Annotated in this window: 16 protein-coding genes; 3 read left to right on the top strand and 13 right to left on the bottom strand. The window is 65.7% G+C overall.

Going from position 1 to position 17,420, the window contains the following annotated elements:
* The coding region (locus AAGA11_19955) for an A24 family peptidase (protein MEM9605147.1) at positions 1-798 on the top strand (798 nt) is incomplete at its 5' end.
* A gap of 1 nt (position 799) precedes the next feature.
* Positions 800-1,423, top strand: a complete 624-nt coding sequence (coaE, locus tag AAGA11_19960; GenBank protein ID MEM9605148.1) for a dephospho-CoA kinase — start codon at positions 800-802, stop codon at positions 1,421-1,423.
* Here coaE and mutT read toward each other — a convergent pair.
* From mutT to secA, 3 genes are read right to left on the bottom strand one after another with little or no spacing between them, the layout of a single operon-like run.
* Positions 1,393-1,821, bottom strand: coding sequence for an 8-oxo-dGTP diphosphatase MutT (gene mutT / locus AAGA11_19965; protein ID MEM9605149.1), 429 nt, complete (start codon positions 1,819-1,821; stop codon positions 1,393-1,395). The genes coaE and mutT overlap by 31 nt on opposite strands.
* Positions 1,822-1,829: 8 nt before the next feature.
* Positions 1,830-3,044 carry a bifunctional glutamate N-acetyltransferase/amino-acid acetyltransferase ArgJ gene (gene argJ, locus AAGA11_19970; protein MEM9605150.1) on the bottom strand — a complete coding sequence of 405 codons (1,215 nt, stop codon included), beginning with the start codon at positions 3,042-3,044 and terminating at the stop codon, positions 1,830-1,832.
* Positions 3,044-5,902: a preprotein translocase subunit SecA gene (secA, locus tag AAGA11_19975; protein ID MEM9605151.1), complete on the bottom strand. Its 2,859-nt coding sequence runs from the start codon at positions 5,900-5,902 to the stop codon at positions 3,044-3,046. The genes argJ and secA overlap by 1 nt, the downstream gene beginning before the upstream one ends.
* Before the next feature lie 126 nt (positions 5,903-6,028).
* Here secA and AAGA11_19980 point away from each other — a divergent pair, with 126 nt between their 5' ends.
* Positions 6,029-6,454 (top strand): DciA family protein, encoded by a 426-nt coding sequence (locus AAGA11_19980; protein ID MEM9605152.1) that lies wholly within the window; start codon positions 6,029-6,031, stop codon positions 6,452-6,454.
* A gap of 7 nt (positions 6,455-6,461) precedes the next feature.
* On the opposite strand, the gene lpxC is transcribed toward AAGA11_19980, so the two are convergent.
* The 10 genes from lpxC to mraY all read right to left on the bottom strand — a co-directional run.
* Positions 6,462-7,379, bottom strand: coding sequence for a UDP-3-O-acyl-N-acetylglucosamine deacetylase (gene lpxC / locus AAGA11_19985; protein MEM9605153.1), 918 nt, complete (start codon positions 7,377-7,379; stop codon positions 6,462-6,464).
* Between the two features lie 217 nt (positions 7,380-7,596).
* Positions 7,597-8,814 (bottom strand): cell division protein FtsZ, encoded by a 1,218-nt coding sequence (ftsZ, locus tag AAGA11_19990; GenBank protein ID MEM9605154.1) that lies wholly within the window; start codon positions 8,812-8,814, stop codon positions 7,597-7,599.
* A gap of 65 nt (positions 8,815-8,879) precedes the next feature.
* Positions 8,880-10,121, bottom strand: coding sequence for a cell division protein FtsA (ftsA, locus tag AAGA11_19995; GenBank protein MEM9605155.1), 1,242 nt, complete (start codon positions 10,119-10,121; stop codon positions 8,880-8,882).
* Complete coding sequence (locus tag AAGA11_20000; protein MEM9605156.1) at positions 10,121-10,918, bottom strand: cell division protein FtsQ/DivIB; 798 nt, start codon at positions 10,916-10,918, stop codon at positions 10,121-10,123. Before AAGA11_20000 ends, ftsA begins: the two co-directional genes overlap by 1 nt.
* Positions 10,915-11,850, bottom strand: coding sequence for a D-alanine--D-alanine ligase (locus tag AAGA11_20005; GenBank protein ID MEM9605157.1), 936 nt, complete (start codon positions 11,848-11,850; stop codon positions 10,915-10,917). The genes AAGA11_20000 and AAGA11_20005 overlap by 4 nt, the downstream gene beginning before the upstream one ends.
* Positions 11,840-13,288 carry a UDP-N-acetylmuramate--L-alanine ligase gene (gene murC / locus AAGA11_20010; protein ID MEM9605158.1) on the bottom strand — a complete coding sequence of 483 codons (1,449 nt, stop codon included), beginning with the start codon at positions 13,286-13,288 and terminating at the stop codon, positions 11,840-11,842. The genes AAGA11_20005 and murC overlap by 11 nt, the downstream gene beginning before the upstream one ends.
* Positions 13,285-14,349: an undecaprenyldiphospho-muramoylpentapeptide beta-N-acetylglucosaminyltransferase gene (gene murG, locus AAGA11_20015; protein MEM9605159.1), complete on the bottom strand. Its 1,065-nt coding sequence runs from the start codon at positions 14,347-14,349 to the stop codon at positions 13,285-13,287. Before murG ends, murC begins: the two co-directional genes overlap by 4 nt.
* On the bottom strand, positions 14,346-15,527 hold the full coding sequence (ftsW, locus tag AAGA11_20020) for a putative lipid II flippase FtsW (protein MEM9605160.1): 1,182 nt from the start codon (positions 15,525-15,527) through the stop codon (positions 14,346-14,348). The genes murG and ftsW overlap by 4 nt, the downstream gene beginning before the upstream one ends.
* On the bottom strand, positions 15,524-16,867 hold the full coding sequence (gene murD / locus AAGA11_20025; GenBank protein MEM9605161.1) for a UDP-N-acetylmuramoyl-L-alanine--D-glutamate ligase: 1,344 nt from the start codon (positions 16,865-16,867) through the stop codon (positions 15,524-15,526). The genes ftsW and murD overlap by 4 nt, the downstream gene beginning before the upstream one ends.
* The coding region (gene mraY / locus AAGA11_20030) for a phospho-N-acetylmuramoyl-pentapeptide-transferase (protein MEM9605162.1) at positions 16,868-17,420 on the bottom strand (553 nt) is incomplete at its 5' end.

Consider the following 17,420-nt stretch of genomic DNA (forward strand, 5'->3'; position numbering starts at 1 on the left):
GGGCTGCTGGTGGGCAGTTTCCTGAACGTGGTGATCTACCGCTTGCCGGTGATGATGGAGCGCGGCTGGCGCCGCGACAGCCGGGAGTTCCTGGAACTGCCGGCGGAAACTGAAACACCGTTCAACCTCGCCACGCCGCCATCCCGGTGCAACCACTGCAATGCGGTGATCCGCCCGTGGCAGAACATTCCCGTGTTGAGCTTTGTCGTGCAGCGCGGCCGGTGCGCGGCCTGCGGTACGGCGCTGTCCTGGCAGTACCCGGCGGTGGAGCTGCTCACCGCCGTGCTCAGTGCCGCCGTGGTGTGGCAGCTCGGCGACACCGCGCTCGGCTTTGCCGCGCTGCCGTTCACCTGGATGCTCGTCGCCATGGCGGTGATCGACCTCAAGACCACCTACCTGCCCGACGTGCTGACGCTGCCTTTCCTGTGGCTCGGGATGCTCGCTGCTGCGGTGGGTATCACGGTGTCACCAACCGACGCCATCTGGGGCGCGGTGGCCGGCTACGGGGCCCTGTGGCTGGTGTTCCAGGCTTTCAAGCTCGCCACCGGCAAGGAGGGCATGGGCTACGGCGATTTCAAGCTGCTGGCGGGTCTCGGCGCCTGGCTGAGCTGGACGCAGTTGCCCATCGTCATTCTGCTGTCGTCGGTCAGTGGCGCCGTGGTCGGCAGCCTCTGGCTGATGCTGTCGCAACGCGGTCGTGAAACCCAGATACCCTTTGGCCCGTGGCTCGCCATGGCGGGGTGGTTGACCCTGATGTGGGGCGAGGACGTTTCCCGCATGCTGTTCGGCCAGTTCTGAGATGATCCGCGTCGCGTTGACCGGGGGCATCGCGAGTGGCAAATCGAGTGCGGCGGCCTGTTTCGCCAACCACGGCATCCCGAGCGCGAGCAGCGACCGCTTTGCCCGTGACGTGGTCGCGCCCGGCAGCGAGGGCCTGACGGCGGTTACGGCGGCGTTTGGCCCGAGCGTGCTGCAGCTGGACGGGGGGCTCGACCGGGGCGCGCTGCGCACCCGCATCTTTGCCGACGACACTGCTCGCGAACGCCTCGAGGCCCTGCTGCACCCGCGCATCCGCGCTGCCACCGAGGCGTGGTGCGTCGCGCAGCGTGCGGCGGGTGCCGGGGTTGTCCTGATCGAAATTCCGCTGCTGGTCGAGACCGCGCAACACACCCGCTACGACCACGTTGTGGTGGTCGATGTCGACACAGCGACCCAGGTTGCCCGGGTGCTGCAGCGTGACGGTGGCAGTGAGGACGAGGCCCGGCAGATCATCGCGAAACAGGCGTCGCGGGGCGCCCGTCTCGATGCGGCCACCGACGTGTTGTTGAACGACCAGACACTCGACACCTTGCGCCGGGATGCGGGCGCGCTCGCTGCACGCTTTGCCTCACTCTACCCGGGTTCGCCCTCGGCGCCTGCCTGATCGCCCAACCAGGCCTCCAGCGCCCCCGCAACCTGTGCATTGGCAGCCGGGAACGCCAGATCGGAGAGCGCGGCGACGTCGACCCAACGCACCACCTGACCCTCGGCGCCGTGGGGCTCGCCATCGAACGCGGTGACAACCAGAAACTGCAGGTGAACGCGTTTGTCCGGGTAGCTGTGTTCGACGCTCAACAAGGGCTCGGCCGCCCGCACCGTGATGCCGAGCTCCTCACGGAGTTCTCGCTGCAGGGCGTGCGCGTCGGATTCGTGTGGCTCCCGCTTGCCGCCGGGGTACTCCCAGAGGTCGCCCTGGTGCTGATCGCGACGGCGACGCGCCACGAGCGCCTTGCGTCGAGCCCGATCGACAACGACCCCCGCAACGACGTAGACCGGCTCCACCGGCCGGGTCAGCTACGGTAGTCGGCGTTGATGCTCACATAATCATGCGACAGGTCGGAGGTCCACACCGTCGCCTCGCTGTCGCCGCGCCCGAGCGCGATGCGCACCGTGATCTCGGCGCGGTCCATCACCGCCTGACCGCGCGCCTCGGTGTAGTCCGAGTCCGGTTCGCCCCCGCGCACGAGCGCCACCTCGTCGATGTCGATGTCAATCAAACCCGCATCGAGCGCGTCGAGGCCGGAGCGGCCGACGGCCATGAGGATTCGCCCGATGTTCGGGTCGGAGGCGAAGAACGCCGTCTTCACCAACGGCGAGTGTGCCACGGTAAACGCAACCTGCTTGCACGCGGCGACGCTCTCGCCGCCACAGACAACCAGGCTCATGAACTTGGTGGCCCCCTCGGCATCGCGGACCATCGCCTGCGCCAGGTCGACGGCGAGATCGTGCACCGCATCGGCGAAGGCCGGCCAATCGGAGTGCGACGGCGCGAGCGCCACCGCGCTCTGTCCGGTCGCCATGAGCACGCAGGCGTCGTTGGTGGAGGTATCACCGTCGACGGTGGCGGCGTTGAAGCTTCGATCGACCGCGCTGACGAGCAGGGTCTGCAGGTCGCCCGTCTCGACACGTGCGTCGGTGGCGATGTACGCGAGCATGGTCGCCATGTTCGGGTGAATCATGCCCGAACCCTTGACGACGCCCGTGAGGGTGACCGTGCGACCCGCCACCTGCACGCGTCGACTCGCGCCCTTGGCCTGGGTGTCGGTGGTCATGATGGCATGCGCAAACCGGCGCCACCCCGCCACATCGAGCGACGTGGCCGCAGCCGGAATGCCGCGCTCGAATGCTGCCATGGGCAGAAACTCGCTGATCACCCCGGTGGAAAACGGCAGCACTTCTTCGGCCTTGACGCCCAGCGTGTCTGCCACCCATTGACAACACTGACGCGCGTCAGCCAGGCCCCGTTCACCGGTGCCGGCGTTGGCATTGCCTGCGTTGATCACCAAGGCGCGCGGAGCGGTTCGGGCGAGGTGATCGCGCGCCACAATGACAGGCGCGGCACAAAAGGCGTTCTTCGTGAACACCGCGGCCGCCGTGCTGCCCTCGGCGAGTACGACCAGGCTCAGGTCATCGCGGTCGGGTTTGATGCCCGCGGCGACTGCCGCGAGCTGCACACCGGGAACGGTGTCGAGTTCACCGAGCGGCGGCAGGTTGACCGGTGCCATCAGTTGAGCTTGCCATGGCACTGCTTGAATTTCTTGCCCGACCCGCAGAAGCAGGGTTCGTTGCGCCCGAGCTTCGGCGCATTACGCACGTAGGGTGTCCCGCCCGGCTCGGACGCCGCTGCGCGCGGCCGCTCGGCGGCACGCGCGCCCTGGGCGGGCTGGCCGGTCTCGGCACCGCCAGCCTCGGCTTCGCCACCGTCGAGCGCGCTTGCCGCCTGGGCGTGCTGATACTGCATGGCCTGCTGCGCTGCAGCGACACGCTGGGCGCGTTCTGCGGCCTCGACTTCGGCAGGGTCGCGGATCTGGACCCGGCTGATCGTCGAGATGGCCTCGCGCTGGAAGGCATCGAGCAGGCTGGAGAACAGCTCGAAGGACTCACGCTTGTATTCCTGTTTCGGGTTCTTTTGCGCGTATCCGCGCAAACCCACACTCTGGCGCAGGTGATCCATCGCCGCGAGGTGCTCGCGCCAGTGGTCGTCGAGGGTCCGCAACAGCACGAACTTCTCGAAACGCTGCATGTTTTCGGCGCCGACCATCTCGGTCTTCTGCTGGTGCGCACCCGCGAGTTCAGCGACCAGTCGCTCTCGAATGCCGTCTTCGTCGAGCGACTCGTCGGCGTCGAGCCAGGCCTGAATATCAATGTCGAGCAGAAACTGCTCGCGAAAGGCCTGGGTTGCTGCCGGCACGTCCCACTGCTCGTCAAGCGAGTCCGGTGGAATGTGGTCGGCAAGCAGGCCCGCGACCACGTCTTCGCGGATGCCGATGACAGCGTCGCCCATGTCGTCTGATCCGAGCAGGTCATTGCGTTGCTCGTAGATGACCTTGCGCTGGTCGTTGGCAACGTCGTCGTACTCAAGCAGGTGTTTCCGGATATCGAAGTTGTGCGCCTCGACCTTGCGCTGCGCGTTCTCGATGGCCTTGGTGACCCACGGGTGCTCGATCGCCTCGCCCTCTTCCATCCCGAGCTTCTGCATCAGACCGGCCACCCGGTCCGACGCGAAGATCCGCATCAGGTTGTCTTGCAGTGAGAGGTAGAAGCGGCTCGACCCCGGGTCTCCCTGGCGCCCAGCCCGGCCTCGCAGCTGGTTGTCGATGCGGCGGGACTCGTGCCGTTCGGAGGCGATGATGTGGAGACCGCCGGCGTCGAGCACGCGCTGGTGCCGCGATGTCCAGTCCGACCGCAGCGCTTCGCGGTCTGCGTCGCTGGCCTCGCTGCCGAGTGCGTCGAGTTCCGAGTCGAGGTTGCCGCCGAGCACGATGTCGGTGCCGCGACCGGCCATGTTGGTGGCGATGGTCACCACCCCCGGTCGCCCGGCTTCGGCAATGATGTTGGCTTCGCGCTCGGGTTGCTTGGCGTTGAGCACCTGGTGCGGTATGCCCTTGTTCTTCAGGAGGTCCGCCACCAACTCGGAGGACTCGATCGAGGCGGTGCCGACGAGCACGGGGCGACCGGCGGCGACACAGCCTTCGACGTCCTCGATGATCGCACCGTACTTCTCTTCCTGAGTCAGGTAGACAAGGTCGGGACGGTCGTCGCGAACCATCTCGCGGTGGGTGGGCACCACGACCACCTCGAGGTTGTAGATCTGCTGAAATTCGGCGGCCTCGGTGTCGGCCGTGCCGGTCATGCCGCCAAGCTTGTCGTAGAGGCGGAAGTAGTTCTGGAAGGTGATCGAGGCGACGGTCTGGTTTTCCGCCTGGATCGAAACCCCTTCCTTGGCCTCGACGGCCTGGTGCAGGCCGTCGCTCCACCGCCGACCCGGCATGGTGCGGCCGGTGAACTCATCGACAATGACAATCTGGTCGTCCTTGACGATGTAGTCGACGTCACGCGTGTAGATCGCATGCGCCCGCAACGCCGCACCGAGGTGGTGCAGCAGCGAGATACTGGTGGGGTCGTACAGGCTGGCGTTCTCGTCGATCAGCCCGGCCTCGATCATCAGCTGCTCGACCTTGTCGTGCCCCGATTCGGTCAGCAGGACCTGCTTGCCTTTTTCATCAAGGGTGTAGTCGGCACCCTCGTCCTCGGCGTTCGCGGGCTTGTCGAGCTTCGGAATCAAGGCGTTTATTGCACCGTACAGGTCCTCCGATGCCGTCGCGGGCCCCGAGATGATCAACGGTGTCCGTGCCTCGTCGATGAGGATCGAGTCGACCTCGTCTACCAGGGCAAAGTGCAAGTCGCGTTGACAGCGCTCTTCGTTCGACATGCGCATGTTGTCGCGCAGGTAGTCGAAACCGAACTCGTTGTTGGTGCCGTAGGTGATGTCGGCGGCGTAGGCTTCGCGGCGAGTCACGGGTCGCAGGTGCAGGTAGCCGCCCTCCTCGCCCGTCCACGCCGGGTCGAACAGGTAGGACGCCGAGTCCGGTCCGAGCCCGCCGGAGCCGTTGATGACACCGGTGCTCATGCCGAGAAAGTGGTAGAGCCGACCCATCCACGCCGCGTCGCGCCGCGCGAGGTAGTCGTTGACCGTGACCAGGTGGGCGCCCTCACCCGCCAGCGCGTTGAGGTAGATCGGCAGGGTGGCAACCAGGGTCTTGCCCTCACCGGTGCGCATCTCGGCGATCCGCGACTGGTTGAGCACCATGCCGCCAATCAGCTGAACATCGAAATGGCGCATGCCGAGTGCGCGTTTGCCGGCTTCGCGAACCAGGGCGAAGGCCTCGACCAGCACGTCGTCCGCCGTGGCGCCGCCGGCGCGCTGCTCTCGCAGGGCCTCGGTGCGGGCACGCAGCGCGTCGTCGTCCAACGCCTCGAGCTCGGGCTCGAGCGCCGTGATGGACTCAGCCGTTCGGCTGAGGCGTTTGACGACGCGGTCGTTGCGCGTGCCGATCAGTTTTCTGGCGATGGCGCCAAACATGGGCGTTTTCCGTGTGGGAGATCAGACGCGCGCTGCGCTGACGAAATAGCTAATGATACTCTGGGCATGTGACGCGGCAAACTGCCGTCCGTTTCGACCCGCCGCTGCCCAATCCGCGCGAGTGCCATGAAGTCGATCACTGACATCCTGCTCACCCAACTCGGGCAACAGGCCCGCCGGGGCAGCACGCTGCGCGACCGACTGGCCGCTGCCGTGCCGGCCCCGCTCGGCGAATCGCTGCTCCACGCGCGCACCGACGGGTCGGTCCTGGTGGTGACGCTGGATTCTCCGGGTGCAGCCACGCGCGTGCGGTTCTGCCAGCGCGCGCTGTTGTCGGCCTGTCGGCCAGAGATGGCGGTGACGTCAGTGAAAATCAAGGTCGCGCCACGCACAGCCGAGCATCACACACGCCCCGCTGGCGCGGCGGCGCGACCACCGAGGCCGCGGCTCAGCGCTGCGTCGTCCAAACACATCGAATCGGTGGCCAATGCGGTCGAGCACGACCGACTGCGACGCGCGCTGCGCCGACTCGCGAGCCGCACACGCGACTGAATTCGCGTCAAGCCGGGACGAAAGCCGCCGCTTCGCCGTACACGAACGGCGACTTCCGGGTGGTTTCGAAGCAGATCTCCTCGTAACAGGACGGCTGCTCGAGCAGCGCCCGCACCAGGAGGTTGTTCAGGCGGTGGCCTGATTTGTACGCCGTCACCGCGCCGATCAGGTTGTGTCCGACCAGGTAGAGGTCACCGACGGCGTCCAGCACCTTGTGCTTGACGAACTCGTCGGGGTACCGCAGACCCTCGCGGTTCAACACGCCGCCGTCGTCGACCGCAATCGCATTGTCGAGGCTGCCGCCTCGCGCCAGGCCTTTGGCGCGCAAGGCTTCGAAATCACGAACGAAACCGAACGTACGCGCACGGCTCAACTCGTTGATAAAACTGACTTTTGCAAAGTCGACTCGCGCCCGTTGTCCGCTTGAACGGATCACCGGGTGGTCGAAATCGATGGTGAAGTCCATGCCGAAACCGACGTGCGGCTCGAGGCGAGCCCACTTGTCGCCCTCACGCACTTCAACGGCCTTCTTGACCCGGATGAAGCGCTTCGGCGCGACCTGCTCGGTCACACCGGCGCTTTGCAACAGAAAAACGAACGGCGCGGCGCTGCCGTCCATGATCGGCACTTCACCGTGATCGAGTTCGACCACGCAGTTGTCGACGCCGAGACCGGCGAGTGCGGCCATGAGGTGCTCGATCGTCGACACCGCCGAGGGCCCCGTGCCGAGGGACGTGGCCAATTCGGTCTCGGTCACCGAGCGTGGGTCGGCGCGGTGCTCGACAACCGGGTCGAGGTCCGTCCGGCGGAACACGATGCCCGAGTCCGCGGGCGCCGGACACAGGTTCAGCCGGACCTTGCGGCCGGTGTGCAAACCCAGTCCGGTGGCACAAATCGATGTCTGAAGCGTTCTCTGCCGGATCACGTAGTCCTATCCCCAAGCGTGCACATTGTCCAAACGTCCGCACTGCCGAGCACGTGTGCTCGGCGGCCCGCGGGTCGGCCAGGGCGCGCAACCGCCTCGAGACTCCTGCCTCGTCAAGCTTGACCCACTGTGGCAAGCAAGGCGCTCGCCACAACCGGCCAATTGTGACTTTTCTGAATCACCTTATCAAGGACTTGTGCCCTCGACAGCGAGTCGATCAGTCCGCTTGACGCCGCAAGAAGGCCGGGATGTCCAGCGCAACATAGCCGTCGTCTCCAGTGTAGTCGCTTTTCTCTGCGACAGCGGCCTGTGATTGTGGCGCAGGTGCCGGCGCCGCTGCCACAGGTTTCGCTGGCACGGAGAGGTTGGGTGCCCCGCGGCGCATGACGGTGGGCTTGTCGAGCTGGTTGTAATTGACCCGACCGTCCCGCGTCGGACGCACGTGTTTGGAGCCGATGTGGTTCGAGAGTTTCTGCGACACCGTGCCGAGGCCGGTGGCCACCATGGTGACCCGCAACTCGCCCTCGAGTTCGGGATCGATCACCGTGCCGACCACCACCGTGGCGTCCTCGGAGGCAAACTGCTTGACCACGTTGCCGACTTCCTCGAACTCACCGATGGACATGTCCATGCCGCCGGTCACATTGACCAGAATGCCACGGGCACCAGCCAGATCGATGTCCTCGAGCAGCGGGCTGTTGACCGCCTGCTCGGCCGCCTCGGTCGCGCGGCTCTCACCGTTGGCGATGCCGGTGCCCATCATGGCCACGCCCATCTCGGACATCACGGTCTTGACGTCGGCAAAGTCGACGTTGATCAGTCCGGGCCGGGTGATCAGCTCGGAGATGCCCTGCACTGCACCGCACAGCACGTCGTTGGCGGCGTTGAAGGCGTCGAGCAAGGTGATGTTCTTGCCGAGCACGGACAACAGTTTTTCGTTCGGGATGATGATCAGGGAATCGACGTGCTGGCGCAGTTCCTCGATGCCACGCATCGCCACGGCCATGCGCTTGCCGCCTTCGAACGGAAAGGGCTTGGTTACCACGGCCACGGTCAGGATGCCCGCTTCGCGCGCGAGCTCGGCCACAACCGGGATCGAGCCGGTGCCGGTGCCGCCACCCATGCCGGCGGTCAGGAACAGCATGTCGGTTTCGCCGAAGAGTTCGCTGATGCGGTCGCGGTCTTCGCGCGCCGCCTGCGCACCGATGTCCGGGTTGGCGCCCGCGCCAAGGCCCTTGGTGATGTTCGCCCCGATGTGCAGGCTGTGCGGTGCGCTCATCGACCGCAGCGCCTGCGCGTCGGTGTTGGCACAAATGAATTCGACGCCGTCGATCCCGCTGCGCACCATGTGCTCAACCGCGTTGCCACCGCCGCCGCCGAGGCCGATCACCTTGATGCGTGCGCCGTTGGTGTAATTCTCAATCAGTTCAAACATTGCTCTCTCCAGTCAGAAAAAAAAGATCTTGGTGTTACACGCGGTGCCCCCTAGACACCGCGACATCAGAAGTTCCCCTTGAACCACTCTGTCATCCGCTTTACCACTCCCCCTGCCTCCTTCTCATCCAGCCCGCGTGACATGTAGGCCGGATCACTCATTGCCTTCGCCCCGTAACGCAACAAGCCAACCCCGGTTGAATGTGCCGGGTTGCGCACAACATCCACCAGTCCGACGACGTCCTGCGGCACGCCGATTCGCACTTGTGTCTGAAAAATGTCCTCTGCCAGTTCGACCACCCCTTCCATCGCAGCGCTGCCGCCCGTGAGCACGATGCCGGCGGCACAGAGCTCCTCGAAGCCGCTGCGGCGCAGTTCCGCCTGCACGAGAGACAACAGCTCCTCGTACCGCGGTTCGACGACCTCCGCCAGCGTGTGCCGAGACAACTGGCGGGCCTCGCGCTTGCCCACGCCAGGCACCTCGATGATTTCCTCGCTGTGCGTCAACTGCGACAGCGCACAGGCGTAGTCGGTCTTGATCTTCTCCGCGTGCTGTGTCGGCGTGCGCAGCGCAACGGCGATGTCGTTGGTGACCTGATCGCCGGCGATCGGGATGTTCGCGGTGAAGCGAATGGCACCCTCGGTGAACACCGCGATGTCGGTGGTGCCCCCGCCGATATCCACCAGGCAAACGCCGAGCTCGCGCTCGTCGTCGGTCAGCACCGCGTGACTGGAGGCCAGCTGCTCGAGCACCAGGTCGTCGACCTCGAGACCGCAGCGCCGCACAGCCTTGACGATGTTTTGAGCGGCGCTCGTCGCACCGGTGACCAGGTGTACCTTGGCTTCCAGGCGTACGCCCGCCATGCCAACCGGGTCCTTGATGCCGTCCTGATCGTCGATCAGGTATTCCTGCGGGATCACATGCAGCACGCGCTGGTCGGCCGGGATTGCGACGGCCTTGGCCGCATCGAGCACCCGTTCGACGTCGGCCTCGCTGACTTCGCGCTCCTTGATGGCCACGATGCCATGCGAATTCATGCCTCGAATGTGGCTGCCGGCAATACCGGCGAGAACGGAGTGCACCTGGCAGCCCGCCATCAGTTCGGCTTCCTCGACGGCCCGCTTGATCGAGTGCACGGTGGATTCCAGGTTGATCACCACACCCTTTTTCAGCCCACGCGAAGGGTGCGAACCGACACCCACCAGTTCCAGCTCGCCACCGGGCCCAAGCTCACCCACGATCGCGACGATTTTCGTCGTACCGATGTCGAGCCCGACGATCATCTGCTTGTCTCCACGCTTGGACATCAGCCCTCCCCCTGTTTGCTGGCCGTCTCGTTGCGGCCATAGTCAACGGCAAAGCCGTTTGGATAACGCATGTCTATGCTGCGTATGTTGTCTAGATCCGGCGCCACCACATGGGTGTACACCTTGGCAAATTGCATCAAACGCTCGAGCGTTGATTGCCGGCCGAGTCGCACGAGCACGCCGCTGTGCAAACCCAACCGGATGGAACCCCGCGCGTCTTCGCGCAGCTCCACAATGCTGTCCCCGACCGGCAACAGCGCCTCGTTCATGGCGATGAAAAGTTGAAACAAGGCCGCGTGTCGCCCCTCGGGCCCGTGCAGCTGTGGCAGGTGGGCAAAATGCTCGCGCCATTGCGCGCCGGCATTGCCGTCGAGGTGGTACTGCGGCGGCGTGAAGGCACTGAAGTCTGCACCGATGAGCTCGTCACCGTTCCAGCCGGCGCGCGGTTCGTGTTCTACCAGACTGACCACCAACACGCCCGGCCAGAGACGACGCAACGACGCTGCCTGCACCCATGGCATGGATTCGATCGACCCGCGCAACCCGGTCAGGTCGACGCCGAAAAAGCCGTCCTCCGAGTACGAGGAGATGATGCGCTCCAGTGTCTCGCGTTCGGCATAGACGGTCGGGCCGTGCACCTCGATGCCGACGACCGGGTAGTTGTTCGGGTCGAGCGCATAGCGCGCGGCAAACACCAGCGCGGTGACAGCGATGCAGCCGAGAAGCAGGAGCACAACCGCACGACGGGAGACGTTTGTCATAGGCATCGATCCGGCTTGCAGGGCGACGGCGCTCATGTGCGATCACCGAGGCTGGTGGCGAGTATGCGCACGACCAGGTCTTCGAAGCCGAGACCGGCGGCCTTGGCCGACATCGGCACCAGGCTGGTCTCGGTCATGCCGGGTGCGGTGTTGATCTCGATCAACCACGGCTGTCCGTCCTCATCGACGATGAAATCGACACGACCCCAACCGCTGCAGCCCACCCCGGCGAAGGCCGCCAGCGCGAGCGACTGGATGTGTCGCGTGAGCTCGGCGCTGAGATCAGCCGGACAGTGGTAGACCGTGCCGGCGTTGCGGTATTTCGCTTCGAAGTCGTAAATCGGGTTCTTCGGCACCATGTTGACCAGTGGCAGCGCCTGACCATCGAGGATGGTCGCCGTCACCTCGAGACCCGACACATACTGCTCGGCCATGACGGCACCGTGCGCGCTGGCCTCGACCCAGGCCGGTCCGAGCGCCTGGGTCGCCTCGACCTTCGAGACACCCACGCTCGAGCCTTCGTGGCTCGGCTTGACGATCAGCGGCAGGCCGAGGGCCTGTGCCGCGAGCGTGCACTCGTCGCTGCTGTGCACCCGGCGCCATGCCGGAGTCGGCACGTCGAGCACCTGGCACAGCTGCTTGGTGCGCATCTTGTCCATGGCGAGCGCAGAGCCGAGCACACCCGACCCGGTGTATGGCATGCCGATGGTCTCGAGCGCGCCTTGAATGCAGCCGTCCTCGCCACCGCGCCCGTGCAGGATCAGGAAGGCGCGATCAAATGCACCGGCCTGCAGCGCCTCGAGTACCGTGTCTTGCGCGTCGACAGCGTGGGCATCGATGCCCGCCGCCCGCAGGCCGCGCAGCACCGCATTGCCGCTGAGCAACGAGATTTCCCGCTCGGCCGACAGGCCGCCCATGACCACGGCAACCCGCCCGAAATCGCTGGCCGCGTAACGATCAGCCGACATCGGACACCGCCTTGTGTGACAACCGGTCAGGTAGCTGCTGGGCAAACGCCCCCACACTGCCGGCCCCGAGTGTGAGAAGAATATCGCCGTGCGCCAACTCGGACTGCAAGCACAGCACGGCGTCCTCGAGGTGCTCGACAAAGACCGGTTCCCGGCCTGTCACCCGCCCGATGGCCTCGCACAGGTCCTGTCCACTCGCACCCGGGATGGCGCTCTCGCCGGCCGCATAGACCTCGCTGATCAAGAGCATGTCAACGCCTTGCAGCACCTCGACAAACGCCGAAAAGTGGTCGCGGGTGCGCGAGTAGCGATGGGGTTGAAACAGCGCGACGAGCCGGCGATCAGGCCAGGCACCGCGGATGGCTGCGAGGGTGGCTCGCAGCTCACTGGGGTGGTGGGCGTAGTCGTCAACAAGATCCACTTGGACGTTCACACGCCCCGCAACCGAGACCTGGCCGTGCTGCTGAACCCGTCGGCCGACGCCCTGGAAGCGCTCGAGCGCGACGACGATCTCGTCGAGGCCGACGCCCAGCTCACGGGCTACCGCAATCGCAGCCAGCGCGTTGCTCACGTTGTGTGTGCCAGGCATGTTCAGGCGAATGCCGTCGAGCCTGACGCCCTCGGCGAACACCACATCGAACACCATGCTCAGACCGTCGGCCCGCACGTTCTCGGCCCGAATGTCGGCGTTGGGTGCCTCGCCGTAGGTGACGAACTTGCGCTGCAGCCCCTGCACCAACTCGCAGACCGTCTCATCGTCCACACACAGCACCGCAAGCCCGTAGAACGGCAAGCGGTGCAGGAATTCCAGGAAGGTCTGCTTGTAGCGCTCGAAGCTGCCGCCGTAGTTCTCGAGGTGGTCGGCGTCGACGTTGGTCACCACGCTGATCACCGGCGTCAGGTGCAGAAACGACGCGTCGCTTTCATCGGCCTCGGCGACCAACCAGTCGCTCTGCCCCAGCCGCGCATGGGTGCCAACGCTGTTCAGGCGGCCGCCGATCACGAAGGTCGGGTCGAGGTTGCCCTCGCTGAGCACGCTGGCAACCAGACTGGTGGTGGTGGTTTTGCCGTGCGTGCCCGCAACCGCGATGCCGAGGCGAAAGCGCATGATCTCCGCCAACATCGCCGCGCGCGGCACCACCGGAATCCGCGCCGCGTGGGCTGCAACGACTTCCGGGTTGTCCTCGGTGATCGCAGAGGACACCACGACAACATCGGCCCCGCCCACGTTCGCAGCGTTGTGGCCGAAGGCCAGCGTTGCCCCGAGCGACGCAAGCCGGCGCGTCATCGCGCCCTCGGCTCGGTCTGAGCCGCTGACCGGGTAGCCCATGGTCAGCAACACCTCAGCGATTCCGCCCATGCCCGCACCGCCGATGCCGACAAAGTGCACGCGGCGCACGCGATCGCGGGTCCAGCGGTCGGCGATGCCGGAGGTCATTTCGACACCTCCGCCACCAGAGTGGCCACATCAGCTGCGGCATCGGGGCGCGCCAACGCACGCGACGCCAGGGCCATCTCGGCCACCCGCGTGCGGTTGTCACGCAGCTCGATCAGCATCGAACGCAACGCCGACGCGTCGAACTGCGCCTCGGGCAACATCAGGGCCGCCCCGTGGCGAACCAGCGCACTGCCGTTTGCGGTCTGGTGGTCGTCAATCGCATGCGGGTACGGCACCAGGATCGCACCACGGCCGCTCGCAGCCAGCTCGGCGACGGTCATCGCGCCCGAGCGGCACACGACGATGTCAGCCCAGCCGTAGGCGGCTGCCATGTCGTCGATGAACGCGTCCACGCGCGCCTCGACACCTTGTTCGCGGTACCGCTGGGTCGTGCGCGCCTCGCCGTCCCGGCCGCACTGGTGCCAGACGTCGCACCGCTCGAGGTCAGCTAACGCCACGGGGACAACCCGGTTGAGCGCGCGCGCGCCCTGACTGCCACCGAGCACCAGCACACGCAGCGGTGCGTTGGCGCTGGCCACGGCTACCGGTGCGAGCTGGTGCAAGGTGTGGCGCACCGGGTTGCCGGTGCACAAGGCACCGCGCGTCTCGGCGAACGTGCCAGGCGTCGCTTCGAGAATACGGCTGGCAATGCGTGCCAGCAGTCGATTGGTTGTGCCGGGCACGGCGTTCTGCTCGTGGATCACCAGCGGCCTGCCGGTCAACCAGGCAACCAGGCCGCCGGGACCCGAGACAAAGCCGCCCATGCCGAGCACCGCACGCGGGTTCCGGCGACGCATGATCACCAACGCCTGGACACACGCGACGGCGATGTCGAAGGGCGCGCGCAGCAACTTCAACACACCCTTGCCACGCAAGCCGCTGACGGTGATCCAGTCGATCTCGTAGCCCGCTTCGGGCACGAGTCGGCTTTCGATACCGCGTTGCGTCCCGATCCAGAGGACGGGCACCCCGCGCTGGATCAGCTGCTCCGCAACCGCGAGGGCCGGAAACACGTGACCCCCCGTGCCGCCCGCCGCAATCATCACCGGTCGGTCGCTCATGCCTTGCTCCCCTGCGACTCCGCGAGACGCGCTTCGAGGCCGATTCGGATGATCAGGCCAAAGGCAATGAACAGGGCGAGCGCGCTGCTGCCGCCGTAACTCAGGAACGGCAGCGTCAGGCCCTTGGTGGGCAAGAGGCCCATGTTCACCGACATGCTGATGAAGGTTTGGCATGCCACCCAGATCACCACGCCGTAGACGACAAAGGCACCAAAGGCACGCTTGCTGCGTTCCGCCCGCTGCGCAACCCGCACCATCATGGTGATCAACGCGCAGTACAACGCGACGAGCACGCACACGCCGATCAGGCCGAGCTCCTCGGCGTACACAGCGAACACGAAATCGGTGTGGGCCTCGGGCAGGTAGAGCAGTTTCTGCACGCTGCCGCCGAAACCGACCCCTGTGATCGCGCCGGACCCGACCGCAATCAGCGATTGCACCAGCTGGAAAGCGCCGCCAAAGGGGTCGGCCCAGGGGTCGAAGAAGCTCACGACTCGGTTCATGCGGTAGTCGGAGATGTAGATGAAGAAGCCGCCGATACCGATCAGAAGCAACACGCAGAGGAAAAACTGACCGACCCGTGCACCGCCGAGGAAGATCATGCCCACGGCGATGGTCATGAGCACGACTGTCGCACCGTAGTCCGGCTCGAGCAGGCACAGCACACCGGCCAGGCTCAGCAACACCAGAGGTTTGAGAAAGGCGTCGAAGCTGGATTGCAGCCGCTGACCGTGGCGCATCAGGTAGCTCGCGACGTAGAGCGTCGTGCCAATCTTGGCAAACTCAGACACCTGAATGTTCATCACGCCGAGACGAATCCAGCGTTGCGCGCCGTTCACCTCGTGGCCCACACCCGGGATCAGGACGACAACGAGGCCGAGCAAGACGGCCAGACAGATCACCGGCGAGAGCCGCTCGAGTTCGTCGACCGGCAAACGCAACACGATCCAGAGCGCAATGGCCGCACCGAGCACCACCGCGACCAGTTGCCGTTTGAGGAAAAAGAACGGGTCGCCGTAGCGGGATTCGGCAAAGGTGATCGACGCCGACTCGACGACAACCAGCCCAAGGCCGATCATCAGCAGCAACAGGCTGATCAACTGCCAGTCCAGCGCTGACAGCGCCCGCTCGAGCGACAGCGGCCTGCCGTTGGGCCCGATGAAGAGGCTGATGCTCATGCCGTCAACGCCTCCACTGTGCGAGCGAAGGCGTCGCCGCGGTCTTCGAAATTCCGGAACATGTCAAAGCTCGAACACGCCGGCGAAAACAGCACCGCGTCTCCAACTGATGCCAGCGCGCGCGCCGCACGCACCGCGTCGCCGAGATCGCCGGCACGCTGAACCGGCACCGCATCGGCGATTGCATCGGCGATATCGTCCGCGTCGCGGCCGAACACCACCGCGGCTTTGCCGAACCGGGCGAGCGCGCCGTGGAGCGGGCTGAAGTCCTGCGCCTTGCCCACCCCACCGGCAATCAGCACCGTCGGACAGCCCATGCTCTCGAGCGCCGTGCAGGTCGCGCCCACGTTGGTGCCCTTGGAATCGTTGATGAAGCGCACGCCGCTGAGGTCACGCACCAGCTCGGTGCGATGACGCAAGCCGCGGAAGTCGCGAAGGCCGGCGTCCACAGCCGCCGCGCTGAACCCAGCTTCGCGCGCCAGCGCCATGGCAAAGGCGGCGTTGGCGACGTTGTGATCGCCAGAGGCGCCGAGGTCGTCGACAGGCAGCCTCGGGGTCGCGCCCTCGGCCAGCCAGAGTGCGCCGTGGTGCAACACGACACCGACGTCACCGACCTCAGCCGGCCTGGCTGCGACCGACACGGTGCGTTGCGTCTCGGAACGCGACAGTGGCTGGGCGTGTGCATCACCGACTGGCACCACACAGACCGTGGCGTTGCGGAACACGCGCAGCTTTGCCGCGCGGTAGTCGTCAAAGCCACCCGGGTAGCGGTCAAGGTGATCGGGTGTGACATTCAACAACGCGGCCGCCCGCGGGGCCAGCGAGTAGGTGGTTTCGAGCTGGTAGCTCGAGAGTTCGAGCACATAGAGGTCGGCCGGTTGCGCAAGCAGATCCAGTGCCGGCGTGCCGAGGTTGCCCCCGACACCAACGCGAAGCCCGCTGTGCGCAGCACAGGCTGCGAGCATCGACACGACCGTACTCTTGCCGTTCGTCCCGGTCACAGCGACAACCGGCTGCTCAACGCAGCGCGCAAACAGTTCGATATCCCCGATGATCTCGAGTCCACGCGCCCGCGCGGCGGCCATCAAGGCCGAATCACGCGGCACGCCCGGACTCGGCACCAGCACGTCGGTGTGGTCAAGACACGCCGTGTCGATGTCGCCAAGCGAGAACCGCAAGCCCGGGAACTCGTCTTGCAACGCCGTCGACCGCGCGTCACTGTCGACGTGGTCGACCGCAAACACCGGCGCACCCCGATCTCGTAGAAAACGCACGACAGAGCGACCGCTGGCTCCGAGGCCGACGACGGTGTAGCGCAGAGTGGCGTCGAAGGGGCTCATCTACCGAATCTTCAAGGTTGAGAGGCCCACGAGGACCAGAATCACGGTGATGATCCAGAAACGCACGATCACGCGGGGTTCGGGCCATCCCTTGAGTTCGAAATGGTGGTGGATCGGCGCCATGCGGAAGATCCGCTTGCCGGTCAGCTTGAACGACGCGACCTGCAGGATGACGGACACCGTTTCCATCACGAATACCCCACCCATGACCAGCAACACGAGCTCCTGACGGACAACCACGGCGATCAACCCCAACGCAGCGCCGAGTGCCAGCGCACCGACATCGCCCATGAACACCTGCGCCGGGTAGGTGTTGAACCACAAAAAGCCGAGTCCCGCGCCGCAGATGGCTGCGCAGATCACACCCATTTCACCGGCGTCGCGGATGTAGGGGATGTTCAGGTAGTTCGCGAAAACCGAGTGTCCGCTGAGGTAGGCAAACACCGCGAGACCCGCCGCGACCAGAACGGTGGGCATGATCGCCAGGCCGTCGAGCCCGTCAGTGAGGTTGACCGCGTTGCTGGTGCCGACAATGACGAAGTACGCAAATGGA

The sequence above is a fragment of the Pseudomonadota bacterium genome, from assembly GCA_039196715.1.
Lineage (GTDB): Bacteria > Pseudomonadota > Gammaproteobacteria > CALCKW01 > CALCKW01 > CALCKW01.